At 68.1% G+C, this 14,755-nt stretch carries 13 protein-coding genes; 9 read left to right on the top strand and 4 right to left on the bottom strand.

All coding sequences use genetic code 11. The annotated features are described in order from the left end of the window. Positions 1 to 22: 22 nt before the first annotated feature. Entirely contained in the window at positions 23 to 682 is a 660-nt protein-coding gene (locus ACT53T_RS08005; protein WP_476160814.1) for a M15 family metallopeptidase, read from the top strand. On the opposite strand, the gene ACT53T_RS08000 is transcribed toward ACT53T_RS08005, so the two are convergent. Then, entirely contained in the window at positions 683 to 2,365 is a 1,683-nt protein-coding gene (locus ACT53T_RS08000) for a cation:proton antiporter domain-containing protein (RefSeq protein ID WP_476160813.1), read from the bottom strand. A 64-nt stretch (positions 2,366 to 2,429) separates the two neighbouring features. Beyond that, positions 2,430 to 2,684 (bottom strand): hypothetical protein, encoded by a 255-nt coding sequence (locus tag ACT53T_RS07995; RefSeq protein WP_018265337.1) that lies wholly within the window; start codon positions 2,682 to 2,684, stop codon positions 2,430 to 2,432. Positions 2,685 to 2,861: 177 nt separating this feature from the next. Here ACT53T_RS07995 and ACT53T_RS07990 point away from each other — a divergent pair, with 177 nt between their 5' ends. Beyond that, entirely contained in the window at positions 2,862 to 3,152 is a 291-nt protein-coding gene (locus tag ACT53T_RS07990; RefSeq protein WP_476160812.1) for a hypothetical protein, read from the top strand. On the opposite strand, the gene ACT53T_RS07985 is transcribed toward ACT53T_RS07990, so the two are convergent. Further along, on the bottom strand, positions 3,147 to 4,391 hold the full coding sequence (locus ACT53T_RS07985; protein WP_476160811.1) for a CCA tRNA nucleotidyltransferase: 1,245 nt from the start codon (positions 4,389 to 4,391) through the stop codon (positions 3,147 to 3,149). The two genes, ACT53T_RS07990 and ACT53T_RS07985, sit on opposite strands and share 6 nt — an antisense overlap. 1 nt (position 4,392) lies before the next feature. Further along, the gene (locus ACT53T_RS07980) at positions 4,393 to 4,653 is read right to left on the bottom strand and encodes a DUF6111 family protein (RefSeq protein ID WP_018265340.1); all 261 of its coding nucleotides are present in this window, start codon (positions 4,651 to 4,653) and stop codon (positions 4,393 to 4,395) included. Between the two features lie 388 nt (positions 4,654 to 5,041). Between ACT53T_RS07980 and ACT53T_RS07975 the strand changes: the two genes are divergently transcribed. The 7 genes from ACT53T_RS07975 (at position 5,042) to ACT53T_RS07945 (ending at position 14,731) form a co-directional block, all read left to right on the top strand. After that, a complete protein-coding gene (locus ACT53T_RS07975) occupies positions 5,042 to 6,754 on the top strand; it encodes a TadE/TadG family type IV pilus assembly protein (RefSeq protein ID WP_476160810.1) in 1,713 nt (570 codons plus the stop codon). After that, complete coding sequence (locus tag ACT53T_RS07970) at positions 6,751 to 7,248, top strand: TadE/TadG family type IV pilus assembly protein (RefSeq protein WP_476160809.1); 498 nt, start codon at positions 6,751 to 6,753, stop codon at positions 7,246 to 7,248. The genes ACT53T_RS07975 and ACT53T_RS07970 overlap by 4 nt, the downstream gene beginning before the upstream one ends. Further along, complete coding sequence (locus ACT53T_RS07965; RefSeq protein WP_476160808.1) at positions 7,241 to 7,771, top strand: TadE/TadG family type IV pilus assembly protein; 531 nt, start codon at positions 7,241 to 7,243, stop codon at positions 7,769 to 7,771. The genes ACT53T_RS07970 and ACT53T_RS07965 overlap by 8 nt, the downstream gene beginning before the upstream one ends. A gap of 181 nt (positions 7,772 to 7,952) precedes the next feature. Continuing rightward, positions 7,953 to 8,945 (top strand): AAA family ATPase, encoded by a 993-nt coding sequence (locus ACT53T_RS07960; RefSeq protein WP_018265343.1) that lies wholly within the window; start codon positions 7,953 to 7,955, stop codon positions 8,943 to 8,945. 40 nt (positions 8,946 to 8,985) lie between these two features. Further along, positions 8,986 to 9,876 carry a DUF58 domain-containing protein gene (locus ACT53T_RS07955; protein WP_476160834.1) on the top strand — a complete coding sequence of 297 codons (891 nt, stop codon included), beginning with the start codon at positions 8,986 to 8,988 and terminating at the stop codon, positions 9,874 to 9,876. Continuing rightward, the gene (locus ACT53T_RS07950; protein ID WP_476160807.1) at positions 9,876 to 12,656 is read left to right on the top strand and encodes a DUF4159 domain-containing protein; all 2,781 of its coding nucleotides are present in this window, start codon (positions 9,876 to 9,878) and stop codon (positions 12,654 to 12,656) included. The genes ACT53T_RS07955 and ACT53T_RS07950 overlap by 1 nt, the downstream gene beginning before the upstream one ends. Further along, entirely contained in the window at positions 12,653 to 14,731 is a 2,079-nt protein-coding gene (locus tag ACT53T_RS07945; RefSeq protein WP_476160806.1) for a hypothetical protein, read from the top strand. Before ACT53T_RS07950 ends, ACT53T_RS07945 begins: the two co-directional genes overlap by 4 nt. The last annotated feature ends 24 nt before the right edge of the window (positions 14,732 to 14,755 follow it).

Here is a 14,755-nt window from a genome sequence, read left to right as displayed (position 1 = left end):
ACCGTCAACGCCGAGCCGCTTCATGACCTCCAAAACCACCCGCGATATCGCCGCCGCCGCCGGCGCCTGCGTCGCTTGCGCCGCCGCCGCGGCCACGCTTCCGCCGGGCTTTGTGCGGCTGGCCGATCTCGCGCCGCAGATCGTGCAGGATATGCGCTACGCCGGCGCCGATAATTTCACCGGCCGTCCCGTGCCCGGCTACAAGGCCGCGCAATGCTGGCTGCGCGAGGACGCCGCCAAGGCGCTCATCGCCGTGCAGGGCGAGGCGAAGCGTCAAGGCTTCGAGCTCATTCTCTATGATTGCTACCGCCCGCGCCGCGCCGTCGCCGCTTTCATCGATTGGGCGAAAGGCCCGGACGAGAGCATGAAGGCGCAATATTATCCGCATGAGAACAAGCGCGATCTTTTCGCGCGCGGCTATATCGCCGAAAAATCCTCGCATTCCACCGGGCTCGCCGTCGATCTCGGCGTGCTGGGCTGGGATTTCGGCACGCCTTTCGACTATTTCGACGAGCGCTCCTGGACCGCGAACAAGGATGTGAGCGCTGTGGCGCAGGAGCATCGCCGCCGCCTCGAGACGCTGATGCGCAGCCACGGCTTTCGCAATCTGCCGACCGAATGGTGGCATTTCGCCTTCGCCGGCGCGGGCGAGGCGCCGAGCTATGATGTCGAGATCGAGTAATCAGCCGCTCTTGCCGAGCCGCTCGAACAAATAGCCGAGCATGCCGAGCGAGAGCTCCGTCTCCGGCGAGAACACCCGGCCGATGTTCTGACTCTCCAGCAGCTCGGCCTCCGCCTCGTCGCGCGCGCGCAACGCCACGTCCACGGCCGGATTGACCCTCCGCGCCGTTGTGATCGTCTTCTGCAGGTCGCAGCTGTCGGGCGTCGTCGAGACGATCAGCGCGCGCGCCCGCGCGATATGGGCCTGCGCCAGAGTGGCGGGCTCGGAGGCGTCGCCGCAGACGGCGGCGATATCTCGTGACCGCAGCGCCTCCACCAATTCGCGATTCTGCTCGATGACGACGAAAGGCGCGCCCCATTCCAGCAGCTTCGCGCCGATGCGGCTCCCGACGCGGCCATAGCCGACCAGCACGATCTGGCCGGCGAGGCGGGAATCGTCGACGTAGGGCGGCAATTCCGCCAGCGGATCGAGCGAGCGCGCTCTTTGTCCGAGCCGCGCGCGGATCGGCTCTATGGACACGAAGACCAGCGAGTTGAGCGCGATGGAGACCAGCGCGCCGGCGAGAATGAGATTGCGGCCGTCCGGCGAGATGAGGCCGAGCGAGACGCCGAGCCCGGCCAGAATGAAGGAGAATTCGCCGATCTGCGCCAGGCTGGCGCCGACGGTCAGCGCCGTGTCCAGCGGATAGCGCAGCGCGAGGGTGAGGCCGACGGCGGCCAGCGTCTTGCCAACCATTACGATGCCGACGACGGCGAGCACGCGCCAAGGCTCCTCGACGAAAGCGCGCGGATCGAAGGCCATGCCGACCGAGACGAAGAACAGGACCGAGAAAGCGTCGCGCAGCGGCAGGGATTCATCGGCGGCGCGATGGCTGAACTCGGATTCGCGCATCATCATGCCGGCGAAAAAGGCGCCCAGCGCGAAAGAGACGTCGAAGAGCTTGGCCGAGCCATAGGCGACGCCGATCGCCGTGGCGACGACGCAGAGCGTGAACAGCTCGCGCGAGCCGACGCCCGCCACCCAGAACAGGAGGCGCGGGAACAGCCAGCGCCCGACCACCAGCATCAAAATGACGAAGGCCGCCACTTTGGCGAGCGTCAGGCCGACGATCGGCCAAAGGTTCGTCTCGCCCGCCATGGCGTCTGGAGCGCCGCCGCCGAGCAGGCCGGCGGCCGGCGGCAGCAGCACCAGCAGCAGCACGGTCGCCAAATCCTCGACGACGAGCCAGCCGACCGCGATGCGGCCATTGATCGTGTCCATCTCGCCGCGCTCCTCCAGCGCGCGCAGCAGCACCACCGTGCTGGCGCAGGAGAGCGAGAGGCCGAAGATCAGCGCCGCGCCGAAATGCCAGCCCCAATAGGTGGCGACGCCGACGCCCAGCGCCGTCGCTATGGCCATTTGCACCACTGCTCCCGGCGCGGCGATGCGGCGGACGGAGAGGAGGTCTTCGAGCGAGAGATGCAGGCCGACGCCGAACATCAGCAGAATAATGCCGATCTCGGCGAGCTGATCGGCGAGGGCGACATCGGCGACGAAACCGGGCGTCGCCGGGCCGATCGCTATTCCGGCGAAGAGATAGCCGACCAGCGGGGAGAGCCGCAGCTTGGCGGCGATGAGCCCCATGAACAGCGCGAGGCCGAGCGCGGCGGCGAGGGTCGTGATGAGATCGACGCCGTGTTGCATCTTCCCTCCTGAAAGCGAGACCCTCGAATAGAGCAATTCGAGCGCCAGAGGAAAGGAGGGGAGGTCAGTCGGCGCTGGGCAGGCGACGAATGGTGAATTCGATGCGGCCGTCCTCGAGCTCCCGCCAGAACTCGATCTCGGTCATATAGGCGGCTTTGGGATAGAGGTCGAACCATTCGCGCGCCTTGGCGCGGGCCTCGCCGCGCTCGAGCGTGAAGGTCTCCCGGCGCCAGCCGTCGCTGCGCGCGCTCTTGACGCTACGGGCGCGATCGGCGAGGCGACGCGCCACGTCTCTCGGCTGTCTGGTCTCGACGCTCATACGCAACTCCCGCGGCCGACGAAAGAATGATAGCGCGCCCGGCGGCGAAAAGAAAAGCCGCGCGCAGCGATGCGCGGCAGATTTTCCGCCGCCGCGGATATCCGCCGGCGCCTCTGGCCTCGGCGCGGCGACGCCCTAGGATTTTGCCGAGCGTTCCAGCGGAGCCAGACAAGGAAAATGTCTCAAAATCGTCAGCCGCATATTTTGACCGCGGCCTCCAATCTGCTCGGCATCTGCTTCGTGCTGATCACCGGCCTCAAGATCAGCAAGGTGAGCGACAGCACGCTGCTCGACGAGGTGGCCATGGTCTCCGCGGTCGGCTTCGTCGGCGCCTGCCTCTTCTCCTTCGCTTCCCTGCTACAGCTGCGGACACGGGTGAATTACGAGCTGATCGCCGATCTTCTGTTCGTGCTCGCCATGCTCGGACTGTTCGTGGCGGTGCTGATGTTCGGACGCAGCCTGCTATAGCCTCGACGGGCGCAGCGCCTCGCGCGCCGCCTCCTCGATGAGCCGCGTCACCGTCGCCGGATCGCGCGGGAAGCCGGCGCGGATCCATTTCGCCTGCAGTTCCTTCAGCACGGCGCCCAGCGCGCGTCCGGGCGAAAGTCCGCGCGCCATGAGATCGGCCGCCTTCACCGGAAAATCCGGCGCCGGGGTCTCGGCGATGAAGCGCGCGCCGCGCAGCCAGAATTCCGCATCGGCGGCGGCGGGACTCTCCGCATGAGCCAGAGCCAGCGCGTCGCGCGCGGCGGCGCGGCCCTGCTCGAAGAGGAGGCGCAGAAGCTCCAGCTCCCGCGGCGGCGAGGCCGCGCCATGGAGCCCTTCCAGCAGGCGCGCCGCATGGGCGAGGCGGCGATGCTCGGCGTTGGAGAGCCGCAGCCGATCGCGCAGCCGATCGGCGTCCTCCGGGACGATAACGCAGAGCGCGCAGAGGCGCAGCAGCGGATCGGCGGCGTGGGACAGCGCCGCCTCGACCGCGGCCAGACGCTCTAGCCGCGCCGGAAAGCTCGCGCCGACGACGACCTCGAGCACGCCCGCCTGCGAGATTTCGCGCGCCACCTCGACCGCCCGCCGCGCGGCGAGCAGCTTCAGCGTCTCGGCGCGGATGCGCTCGCCGGAGAGCTTGGCGAGGCTCACGCGGGCGACGATCGCCGCATGCAGTCCGGCGGGGTCCAGCGGATCCTCGCCGAAGGCGGCGTGAAAGCGGAAGAAGCGCAGCACGCGCAAATGATCCTCGGCGATGCGCGTCGCCGGATCGCCGATGAAGCGCACGCGGCGCGCCTCTATATCCGCGCGCCCGCCTGTGTAATCGTGAATCTGCCCGTCCGGCGAGAGCGACAGCGCATTGATGGTGAAGTCGCGGCGCAGCGCGTCCTTCTCGAAATCATCCCCGAAGCGCACTTTGGCGTGGCGGCCGAAGGTCTCGACATCCTCACGTAGCGTCGTCACCTCGAAGGGCGTGCCCTCGACGACGATCGTCACCGTGCCGTGATCAATGCCGGTTGGCGCGCTCTTGAGCCCGGCCGCAGCGGCCGCGGCGATCACGGCCTCGGGCAGAGCGGTGGTGGCGAGGTCGATCTCATGCGGCGGCCGACCGAGCAGCGAATCGCGCACGGCGCCGCCGACGATGCGCGTCTCGCCGCCGGTCGCGCGCAGCGCCTCGAGCAGGCGGATGATCTTGGGATTGTCGAGCAGTCGGATCGGCAAATCACTGAAAGCGGCCGGGCGCGAGCCGGCCGTCCTCTATATGCGCCGGGACATAGGTCCCTTCATTGCGCGGCGACAGCAGAGCGAGAAACACGAAGCCGGCCACGGCGACGGCGAGGCCGGCGATCGTCAACGTCGAGACGACGCCGCGCGTCCATAACGTGGCCACGAAAGGCCAGCGCCGCCGCGCCAGAAGATAGAGCGCATAGGCGACGAAGGGCGTGACGAAGAGCAAAGCCGGCTGACCGATGACCCGCCACATTGGGACGCCTCGCACGAAGGGCGATTTTTCACTGGGAGGGGGAATCGCCGCGCCGAACCTCGCGCGATCATAGCACGCCGCGACGGCGCGCCGAGCGCGGCGAAGTTTGGCGCAGTTACAAATAATTAGCCGCGTTTGGAAACTCTTTGTCGGGAGCCGTCTCAATTTTTTGAAAAGGTTTTGGGGCCATTCTCACTTCCAATATTTCCCGAGCCCCTCGTGTTCCGGGCTCCCGCGAATATCTCCCATTCGCTCCTAGACGACGGTGCGGATCCAAATCCGCGGCATGAAGCCATCACCGTCGAGCCGGTTGGACTCCGGCCTGTCCTCCTCGTCGCTTCGAGGGAGCGCTCGTTCGCGCGCGTTTCGTCGCATTTTGGAGTTCCGCATGCGCAAACCGGCGCCTCGTTCTTTCGCCGATGATTCCTTCGGCTCCGTCGCCATCATATTCGGCATTTCCGCGCTTGCTCTGGTGGGCGCGGTGGGGCTCGGGATCGACACTTATCGCGTGCAGAACACGCAAGCGGGATTGAAGCGCGTCGCCGACGCGACCTGCCGCCAGATTTCCAGCGCCTCGACGGTGAATTACCCGACCTCGACCGACGTCGTCGCCATGGCGCAGCGCTACGCCACGGGCGAGCTCGGCTCCAATTCGTCGACCGCTAGCGCTTCCGTCTCGCTCACCGACGCAGGCTCGACCTATTCGCTGGCCTTGACGCAGACGGTGCGTTCCACCTTCGGCGCGGCGCTCGGCTATCGCGGCTCCGATCTCGCCGTGCGCGCGCAATGCCCCAAGACCTCGACGACGCAATATCAATGCACGAGCGGCTCCTATATCTACGCCGCCAACAATGTCGCCGGCCAGACGCTCACGATGAGCAAGCTCGCGGCGTTGTCGCAGGCGTCGAGCCCCACGCAATATGTCGTGAGCTACGCCAGCCTCGACGCGTCCAACGCCACGCAGCTGCTCTCGCGCAATGTGATCAGCGCCGACTACCTCATTCCCGCGACCACCGCGGCCGCCACCACCGTCTTCGTCCATGACGTCAACAAGGACGGAAGCATGCCGCAATTCTGCGAGGACGCTCTTCCCTACACGGCGAGCTCGTCCAGCTCGAGCAGCAGCTCGTCCTCTTCGAGCTCCAGCAGCGCCTATTGCTCCGCCAGCGCCTATGTGCGCTCCGCGCGCACGGAGACGATGAGCAATTCCAGCTATTCGGGAACCGTCTCCCTCTCGCCGTCCCCCTCCGCCGGGCTCTCCACGCTCACGCTCACGACGACCGTGCTCAATGGCGCCAAATCCGGCCCCTATACGGTGACATTCAACGTGTCGAAGGGCTTCGCCGCTTCCGCCTCGGTGACGCAGGTGACGGGCGCTGGAAGCGCCGTCTACACCACGACCGACGAGCAGGCCTATCTCTTCAATGTCGCGGCCGGAAAATTCGGCACGATGATGACCGACGTCGTCGGCGCCGGATGGAAGCTCGTCTATGTGAAGAGCCATACGGACGCCGTCTGGGAGGATCTCAACGGCGCCTGCAACGACATCAGCTCGCCCATCGCGCTCGATCTCATCGGCCTCGGACGCATAGAGACGACCGGCGTCTCCACCGCGATCGACGCCATTCGTCCGACGGTCGGACGCACGGTCTCGCTGCGCACGCCGGACGGTCCGACGCGCATCGAATGGCTCACCGGCAATGGGCAAGGCTTCCTCGTCGACAATCGCGACGGCCGCGCCGAGACGGACATGTCCTCCGCGCGTCTCTTCGGCCCGACCGACACGACGTCGGATGGATTCGAGACGCTCGCAAAGCTCGACCATAGCGGCTCCGGCGTTCTCACGGGCCGCGATCTCGACGGCCTCGCCGTGTGGATCGACGACGGCGACGGAATCGTGCAGCACGGCGAGATCGAGTCTCTCGCCGCGCTCGGCGTCACCGCGATCGACGCCAATTGGAAAAAGACGATCGACGCCGACGGCCATATGAAGATGCAGTCTCACGCCATTCGCAATGGCGCGCCGATCATGATCGAGGACATATGGCTCGCGACCGCGAGAGACGCGCGGATCGCCGCCGCGACGGAGGCGGGCGAGTGAAGCAGCGAGGGAAGGCGCGCGGAGCTTTCGCGCGCGATCGCTCCGGCGCGAGCGTCGTCGAATTCGCCTTCTTGTCGCCTGTGCTGATCTTCACCGTGATCTCGGTGATCCAGCTCGGCGTCAACTATATGGAAATGAGCGCGGTGCAGACCGGCGCCTTTCTGCTCGCGCGCGCGATCAGCTCGTCCGCCTCGCCGCCGACCGACGCCGCCTCGGCAAAGACCATTGTGCTCGGCGCGAATATGGTGATGCAGAAGGCGACGGATGTGATCGTCACCGTCTCGCCGCTCTCGACGACCGCCATGACCTCCATGCCGACGCAGCCGACGGCGGACAGCTTCTCGCTGCCGGGGGCGTCCTCGGCCGTGCTGGTCCGCGTCGTCGCCAAGCGCACCAGCCTCGTGCCGTTCAATCTTCTCGCCAACAATGTCTGGTCGAGCATAGTGAACAAGAAAATCGACTATTCCGTCGTCACGGTGACGCCCAATGCGTGAGCGCGCTCTCGCACGTTTCGGTTTTTGCTTTGGCTTTCGTGGACCGCACGCGCGAAGCGGCATCGTCGCGGTGGAGTTCGGACTGCTCGCGCCGGTTCTCGTCATGCTGCTGCTCGGCGTCGTCGAGAGCTGCCGCGCCTTGCTCGCCTATCGCAATGTCGCGCAAATGACCGAATCCCTCGCCTGGACGGCGCAGACGCTCGTCACGCCGGCGACCTCCACCGCCAACGCCTCGCTGTCGACCGGCGCGAAAACCGTGCTCGGGAATATTATTTTCGTGATGCAAGGCGCGACGGCGCCCGCCAACCTCAATGTCTCGGTGCGATATCTCGCCAAATCCATGACCAGCGGCGTGATCTCGGACTCCGTGCTCTACCAGACGACGTCGGCGCCGACCGCCAATAATTCGGGCATCGCCACCAATATGATGAGCGGCGACACGCGCATCGTCGCGCAGAGCGTCTATGTCTATAATCTCCTGATCGGGATCAGCGTCTCCCTGTCCTCGCGCTATTCCCTCTGAGCGCGGGCGGCGTCGGCGCTTCCGAGCGTCAAAAAGCCATTTTTGCCGGCGAACCCCTCTGTCCGGGCGCGCCGCGCCCCCGGCCAAAATTAATCATTCTTTCACGTCGACAAGCGTCCTTTCCGGCTTATCCTAGGGGGAAACTGCGACGCGGCCGTCGTCGCCGAGCGAAGGACAGTCAATGACCGAGCAAGATTTGGCGAGCGCTCCCGCCGCCGCAGCCGAGCGTGTCCTGGAAGAGATCGGCCGCGCCCGCGCCGCCGTCTCCACCGTGATCTTCGGCCAAGAGGAGGCGGTCGAGCAGGCGCTCGTCACTCTGCTCGCCGGCGGACACGGCCTGCTCGTCGGCGTGCCCGGCCTCGCCAAGACCAAGCTCGTCGAGACATTGGGCCGGGTGCTCGGCCTCGACGAGCGGCGCGTGCAATTCACGCCCGATCTTTTGCCGGCCGATATTCTGGGCTCCGAGGTGCTCGAGGAGACCGCCGATAAAAAGCGCGTCTTCCGCTTCGTCAAAGGCCCGATCTTCGCGCAATTGCTGATGGCGGACGAGATCAACCGCGCCTCGCCGCGCACGCAATCGGCGCTGCTGCAGGCGATGCAGGAATATCATGTGAGCGTCGCCGGCGAGCGTCACGATCTGCCGCGGCCCTTCCATGTGCTGGCGACGCAAAATCCGCTGGAGCAGGAGGGAACCTATCCTCTGCCGGAGGCGCAGCTCGATCGTTTTCTTCTCCAGATCGACGTCGATTATCCCGACCGCGCCAGCGAGCGGCGCATATTGTTGGAGACGACGGGCGACCGCGTGATCGAGGCGCGCAAGACTCTCTCCGCGCAGGAGCTGATCGCGGCGCAGCGGCTGGTGCGGCAATTGCCGGTCGGCGACAAGGTCGTCGACGCGATACTCGATCTCGTGCGCGCCGCGCGGCCGGGGGAGGGCGATCCCGAGATCGCGCCGCATGTCGCCTGGGGCCCTGGCCCGCGCGCGGCGCAGTCTCTCATGCTCGCCACGCGCGCGCGCGCGTTGCTCGCCGGGCGGCTGTCGCCGTCGCTGGACGATGTGGCTGCGCTCGCCGCGCCGGCGCTGCGCCATCGCATGGCGCTGACCTTCGCCGCGCGCGCGCAGGGCAAGACCATCGCCGGCCTCGTCGAGAAGCTCGTCGCGAGGATCGGCTGAGGTGGCGGCGACACCGGCGGTTTCCACCGAGGCTTTCGATATGTCCGCCCGGCTCGGGGCGAGCGCGCGCGGCGTGGACGCCGCAGAGCTCGCCAGCCGGCTGCCGGATATCGTCATCCGCGCGCGGGAGGTGGCGGCGACCGTCGTCCATGGCGCGCATGGCCGAAGGCGCGCCGGGACGGGCGAGAATTTCTGGCAGTTCCGGCCCTTCGGCGCCGGCGAGGCGGCGCATCGCATCGACTGGCGCCGCTCGGCGCGCGACGACCGTCTCTTCGTGCGCGAGCGGGAATGGGAGGCCGCCCATTCCTATTTTCTGTGGATGGACTGCTCCCCCTCCATGGGCTTCGTCTCCTCTCTGGCGATGGAGCCCAAGCTCGACCGCGCATTGACGCTCGGCCTCGCGCTCGCCGATGTGCTGATGCGCGGCGGCGAGCGCGTGGGGCTGCTCGGCCTCACCCATCCCATGTCGACGCGCGACATTATCGAGCGCCTCGCGCAGGCGCTCGTCGCAGCGGGCGGCGCGGCGCGCGGCGAATTGCCGGAGGCGGCGGCGCTGCCCGGCGGCGCCAAGGCTCTGCTCATCTCCGACTTCCTCTGCGATCCGCAGGCGCTTTCCGAACGTCTGACGACGCTCGCCGGAAATGGCGCGGCGGGCGCGCTGCTGATGATCGCCGATCCGGCGGAAGAGACCTTTCCCTTCGAAGGCGAGACGATCTTTCTCGACACGGACAGCCGCGCGCAGCTGCGCGCCGGCCGCGCCCAATCCTGGCGCGACGCTTATGTGGAACGTCTCGCGCGGCATAGGGACGCGATCGCCAAAGCCGCGGCCGACGTCGGCTTCTCGCTGCACATCCACCGCACCGACCGGCCGGCGGCGGAGGCGGCGCTTTCTTTGAGCTTTGCGCTCGCCTCTGGATTGGAGCGCGTCTGATGGGCCTCACTTTCGCCGCGCCCCTCGCCCTGTTCGGGCTGCTGGCCCTGCCGGCCATCTATTTTCTGCTGCGGGTGACGCCGCCCCGCCCGCGCGAGATCGTGTTCCCGCCGATCCGCCTGCTCTTCGATCTGCTGCGCCGCGAGGAGACGCCTTCGCGCACGCCCTGGTGGCTATTGGCGCTGCGCCTCGCGCTCGCCGGCCTCGCCGTTCTGGCCATGGCCGGCCCTGCGCTGACGCCAGTGGCGACGGCCGCTTTTTCCAGCGCGCCGTTGCTGATCGCGATCGACGACGGCTGGCCGGCGGCGCCGGATTTCGACGCCCGCATCGAGGCGGCGCGCGCGCTCGCCGCCGACGCCGCGCGTTCCGGCGCGACGATCGCCGTGCTGCCCATGTCGCAGGCCGACGCCGCGCCGACGCCGGAGGACGGCGGCAAGATCGACGAGCGCCTGCGCGCGCTCTCGCCGCAGCCCTATGCGCCGGATCGGGCCGCCGCCGCCGCGAGGCTCGCAGAATTCGCCGCCGCCCATCCGCAGGGGCGCATCGTCTGGATCGCGGATGGGCTGGCGCAGGGCGGAGCGCGCCAATTCGGCGAGGCTCTGACCGCGGCGGCCGCAGCCGGCGCGAAAATCGAGACATTGGCCAGCGATCATGTTGCGCGCGCGCTTGTCGCGCCGCAGAACACGGCCGCCGGCCTCGAGGTGGAGGTGGCGCGCGCCTCCGCTGCGGCGCCGGCGTCCGGCTCCGTTTCCGCTTTCGATCAGCAGGGCCGCGTGCTGGCGCAGGCGCATTTCGATTTCGGCGCGGGAGACAAAGCGAAAGCGCGCTTCGATCTGCCGATCGAGCTGCGCAATGAGGCGTCGCTGCTCCGCCTCGACGGCGAGGCTTCGGCCGGCGCCGTGGCGCTGCTCGACGGGCGCTCCAAGGTTCGCCGCGTCGCCGTGCTGAGCGGCGCGAGCGCCGATCTCGCGCAACCTTTGCTGGAGCCGCAATTCTATCTGCAAAAGGCCTTCGCGCCTTTCGCCGAGGTGCGCGAGCCGCGGCCGGGCGCCGCCGATCCTCTGCCCGGCCTCATCGCCGAGCAGCCCAATATCGTCGCCCTCGCCGATGTCGGCGTGCTGCCGCCCGACGCGCATGAGGCGCTGGCCCGTTTCGTCGACGAGGGCGGCGTGCTGCTGCGCTTCGCCGGCGCGCGCCTCGCCAATGGCGACGACGATCTCACCCCCGTGCGCTTGCGCCGCAATGGCCGCGTGCTCGGCGGCGCCATGTCCTGGGACACGCCGAAAAAGCTCGCACCCTTCGATGCGGCGAGCCCTTTCTACGGGCTCGCTATTCCCGACGAGGTGACGGTGACGCGCCAGGTTCTCGCCGAGCCGGAGCCGGGCCTGCCCGCCAAGACCTGGGCCGCGCTCACCGACGGCACGCCGCTCGTCACCGCCGAGCGGCGCGGCAAGGGGCTCATCGTGCTGTTCCATGTCAGCGCCGACGCCGCCTGGTCCAATCTGCCGATCTCCGGCCTCTTCATCGATATGCTGCACCGGATCGCCGCCGAGAGCGGCGAGGCCGCGGCGCGGCGGGCCGAGGACGGAGCGCGCAGCGATGCGCCGGCGCTGGCGCCGCTCCTCACTCTGGACGGACGCGGCCGTCTCGGCGCGCCGCCGCCGAGCGCCCGGCCGATCGCCGGCGACTATGACGGCGGCGCGAGCCGTGAGCATCCGCCGGGCTTCTACGGCGCCGCCGACGCCCCCGTCGCCGTGCAGCCGCTGCGCGCGAGCGACGAATTGCGCGCCTTTGATTTTTCGGGGCAGGGGCTCTCGGTCTCGGCGCTGCGCGCCGGCGCGCCGATCGATCTGCGCCCCTATCTGCTCGCGCTGGTCTTTGTCGCGCTGCTCGCCGATTGGCTGATCTTGCTGTCCATGTCCGGCGCATTGCGCCGCGCCGCGCCGATCGCCATCGGCGCTTTGTGCGCGCTCGCGGTGCTGAGCGCCGCGCCGCAGGACGCCCGCGCCAAGGATGCGCCCGCCGCCGCCTCGCCGCGCGACCGCGAGGCGGCGCTGACCACGAGGCTCGCCTATGTCGTCTCCGGCGACGCCCGCACCGACGAGACCAGCAAGCTCGGCCTCGAGGCGCTGTCGCGCGCGCTCAATCAGCGCACATCCTTCGCGCCCGGCGCGCCGGTCGGCGTCGATCCGGCGCGTGACGAATTGGCCTTCTATCCCATGCTCTATTGGCCGATCGTCGCTTCCGCGCCGCTGCCTTCGGCGCAGACCATCGCCAAGGTCGGCGTCTATCTGAAGCAGGGCGGCACGATCGTCTTCGACACGCGCGACGCGCTCACCGCGCATGAGGGCGGACCGCCGACGCCGGAGACGCAATGGCTGCGCGATCTGACGCGCAATCTCGACATTCCGCCGCTCGAGGTCACGCCGCGCGATCACGTCATCACCAAGACCTTCTATCTGCTCGACGGCTTCTACGGCCGCACGATCAACGGCAAGACCTGGGTGGAGGCGCTACCACAAGAGAGCAAGGACGATCCCGCGCGCCCCGTGCGCGCGACCGACAGCGTCTCGTCTGTGGTGATAACCTCGAATGATCTCGCCGGCGCCTGGGCGGCCGATCGCACCGGCCAGCCGCTCTACACGCTGACGCCGGGCGGCGCGCGTCAGCGCGAGCTCGCGATCCGCGGCGGCGTCAATCTGGTGATGTACACGCTGACCGGCAATTACAAATCCGATCAGGTCCATGTCCGCGACCTTTTGGAGCGGCTCGGCCAATGAGCGAGCTGTCCCTCTCCTTCACGCCGCTGCTGCCCTGGCCCACGCTCGCCGCGCTGAGCGTGGCGGCGATCATCGTGGCGCTGCTGTCGCTGCGCGCCGGCGGGCGCGGCGCGGCCCTGCGCATCGCCACGCTCGCGCTGGTGCTGCTGGCGCTCACCGATCCGTCGCTGCTGCGCGAGCAGCGCGAGCCGCTGAGAACCATCGTTCCCATCGTGCTCGATCGCAGCGAGAGCCAGAGCTTCGGCGAGCGCATGGCGCAGACCGAGGCGGCGAAGGCCGCGCTGGAGCCGGCGCTGCAAAAGCTCGGCGACATAGAGCCGCGCTTCATCGACGCGGCGCGTCCCGGCGCCGAGGCCGATGGGACGCGATTGTTTCAGGCTCTGGAAGAGGGGCTGAAGGATGTTCCGCGCGAGCGCATCGGCGCCGCGATCATGGTGACGGACGGAATCGTTCACGACATTCCCGCGAACGCGGCCGCGCTCGGCTTCAAGGCGCCGCTGCATGTGCTCGTCACCGGCCATGAGGGCGAGCGTGATCGCAGGCTGGAGCTGGTCGAGGCGCCGCGCTTCGGCATTGTCGGCAAGGATCAGACGATCCGCGCCCGCGTCGTCGACAGCAATCTCGGCGGGACGGAGCCGGTCGTCATCACGACGCGCCGCGACGGGCAGGCGCTCGAGCCCATCGTGGCGCGCGCCGGCGAGATCGTCGAGATTCCGCTGCGCGTGGAGCATGGCGGCGCCAATGTCGTCGAGCTGGAGGTGGAGGCGCTCCCCGGCGAGCTGACCGCCGTCAACAACAAGGCCGTCGTCACCATAGAGGGCGTGCGCGACAAGCTGAAGGTTCTGCTCGTCTCCGGCGAGCCGCATCCCGGCGAGCGCAGCTGGCGCAATCTTCTGCGCTCCGACGCCAATGTCGATCTGGTGCATTTCACCATTCTGCGGCCGCCGGAGAAGCTCGACGGCACGCCGCCGCACGAGCTCTCGCTGATCGCCTTTCCGACGGCCGATCTCTTCGGGCGCAAGATCAACGAGTTCGATCTCATCATCTTCGATCGCTACTCGAACCAGACGATCCTGCCCTCCGTCTATTTCGACAATATCCTGCGCTATGTCGACAATGGCGGCGCCTTTCTCGTCGCGACGGGGCCGGATTTCGCGACGGTGCAGGGGCTCTATTATTCGCCGCTGGAGAGCATCATTCCGGCGCGGCCGGACGGCTCGCTCTATGAGCGCGCCTTTCGCGCCCATGTGAGCAAGGATGGCGAGAAGCATCCGGTCACGCGCGGGCTCGAGGGCGCGCGGAGCAGTCCTCCCGCCTGGGGCGAATGGTTCCGCCAGGTCGACGCCGAAGTGGTGAAGGGCAATTCCATCCTCACCGGCGCCAATGACAAGCCGCTGCTCGTGCTCTCGCGCGAGGGCAAAGGCCGCGTCGCCGCTCTGCTCACCGATCAGATGTGGCTGTGGGCGCGCGGCTATGAGGGCGGCGGCCCGCATGTCGATCTGATGCGCCGCCTCGCTCATTGGCTGATGAAGGAGCCCGATCTCGAGGAGGAGGCACTGCGCGCCAGCGCCCATGGCCATGATATCGCCATCGAGCGCCAGAGCCTCGAGGAGAAGATCGACGCGGTGACGATGACGACGCCTTCGGGCGCGACATCGCCGATCGCGCTCGCGCCCGCCGAGCCCGGCCTCGCGCGCGCGCATCATGCGGCGAAGGAAATGGGGCTCTATCGCTTTCAGAGCGGCGAGCTGACGGCGCTGGTCAATGTCGGCCCGGAGAATCCGCGCGAGTTTCGCGAGGTGGTCTCCACCGCCGAGAAGCTGAAGCCGCTCGCCGAGGCCAGCGGCGGCACGGTTCGACGCCTTTCGAAAGACGCGAGCGGCGCGATCACACTGCCCCGCATCGTGGAGATGCGCGAAGCTTCTGTCTTCGGCGGCGCCGATTACATCGGCGTGAAGCGCACCGGCGCGAGCGAGCTGAAGGGCGTCGAGACGGCGCCGCTCGCGATCGGCCTCTGGGGCCTCGCGGCGCTGCTCGGAATGATCGTGCTGGCTTGGGGATGGGAGGGGCGTTGACGCGAAAACGCCCCGCCTGTTCAT

This window comes from Methylosinus sp. DMC45 (assembly GCF_056313885.1).
This window is presented reverse-complemented; position numbering and strand designations above follow the sequence as displayed.

Bases quoted from the DNA above. Each gene is read 5' to 3' on its own strand.
- ACT53T_RS08005 (WP_476160814.1), top strand. From the start codon at position 23: ATGACCTCCAAAACCACCCGCGATATCGCCGCCGCCGCCGGCGCCTGC.
- ACT53T_RS08000 (WP_476160813.1), bottom strand. From the start codon at position 2,365: ATGCAACACGGCGTCGATCTCATCACGACCCTCGCCGCCGCGCTCGGC.
- ACT53T_RS07995 (WP_018265337.1), bottom strand. From the start codon at position 2,684: ATGAGCGTCGAGACCAGACAGCCGAGAGACGTGGCGCGTCGCCTCGCC.
- ACT53T_RS07990 (WP_476160812.1), top strand. From the start codon at position 2,862: ATGTCTCAAAATCGTCAGCCGCATATTTTGACCGCGGCCTCCAATCTG.
- ACT53T_RS07980 (WP_018265340.1), bottom strand. From the start codon at position 4,653: ATGTGGCGGGTCATCGGTCAGCCGGCTTTGCTCTTCGTCACGCCCTTC.
- ACT53T_RS07975 (WP_476160810.1), top strand. From the start codon at position 5,042: ATGCGCAAACCGGCGCCTCGTTCTTTCGCCGATGATTCCTTCGGCTCC.
- ACT53T_RS07965 (WP_476160808.1), top strand. From the start codon at position 7,241: ATGCGTGAGCGCGCTCTCGCACGTTTCGGTTTTTGCTTTGGCTTTCGT.
- ACT53T_RS07960 (WP_018265343.1), top strand. From the start codon at position 7,953: ATGACCGAGCAAGATTTGGCGAGCGCTCCCGCCGCCGCAGCCGAGCGT.
- ACT53T_RS07955 (WP_476160834.1), top strand. From the start codon at position 8,986: ATGTCCGCCCGGCTCGGGGCGAGCGCGCGCGGCGTGGACGCCGCAGAG.
- ACT53T_RS07950 (WP_476160807.1), top strand. From the start codon at position 9,876: ATGGGCCTCACTTTCGCCGCGCCCCTCGCCCTGTTCGGGCTGCTGGCC.
- ACT53T_RS07945 (WP_476160806.1), top strand. From the start codon at position 12,653: ATGAGCGAGCTGTCCCTCTCCTTCACGCCGCTGCTGCCCTGGCCCACG.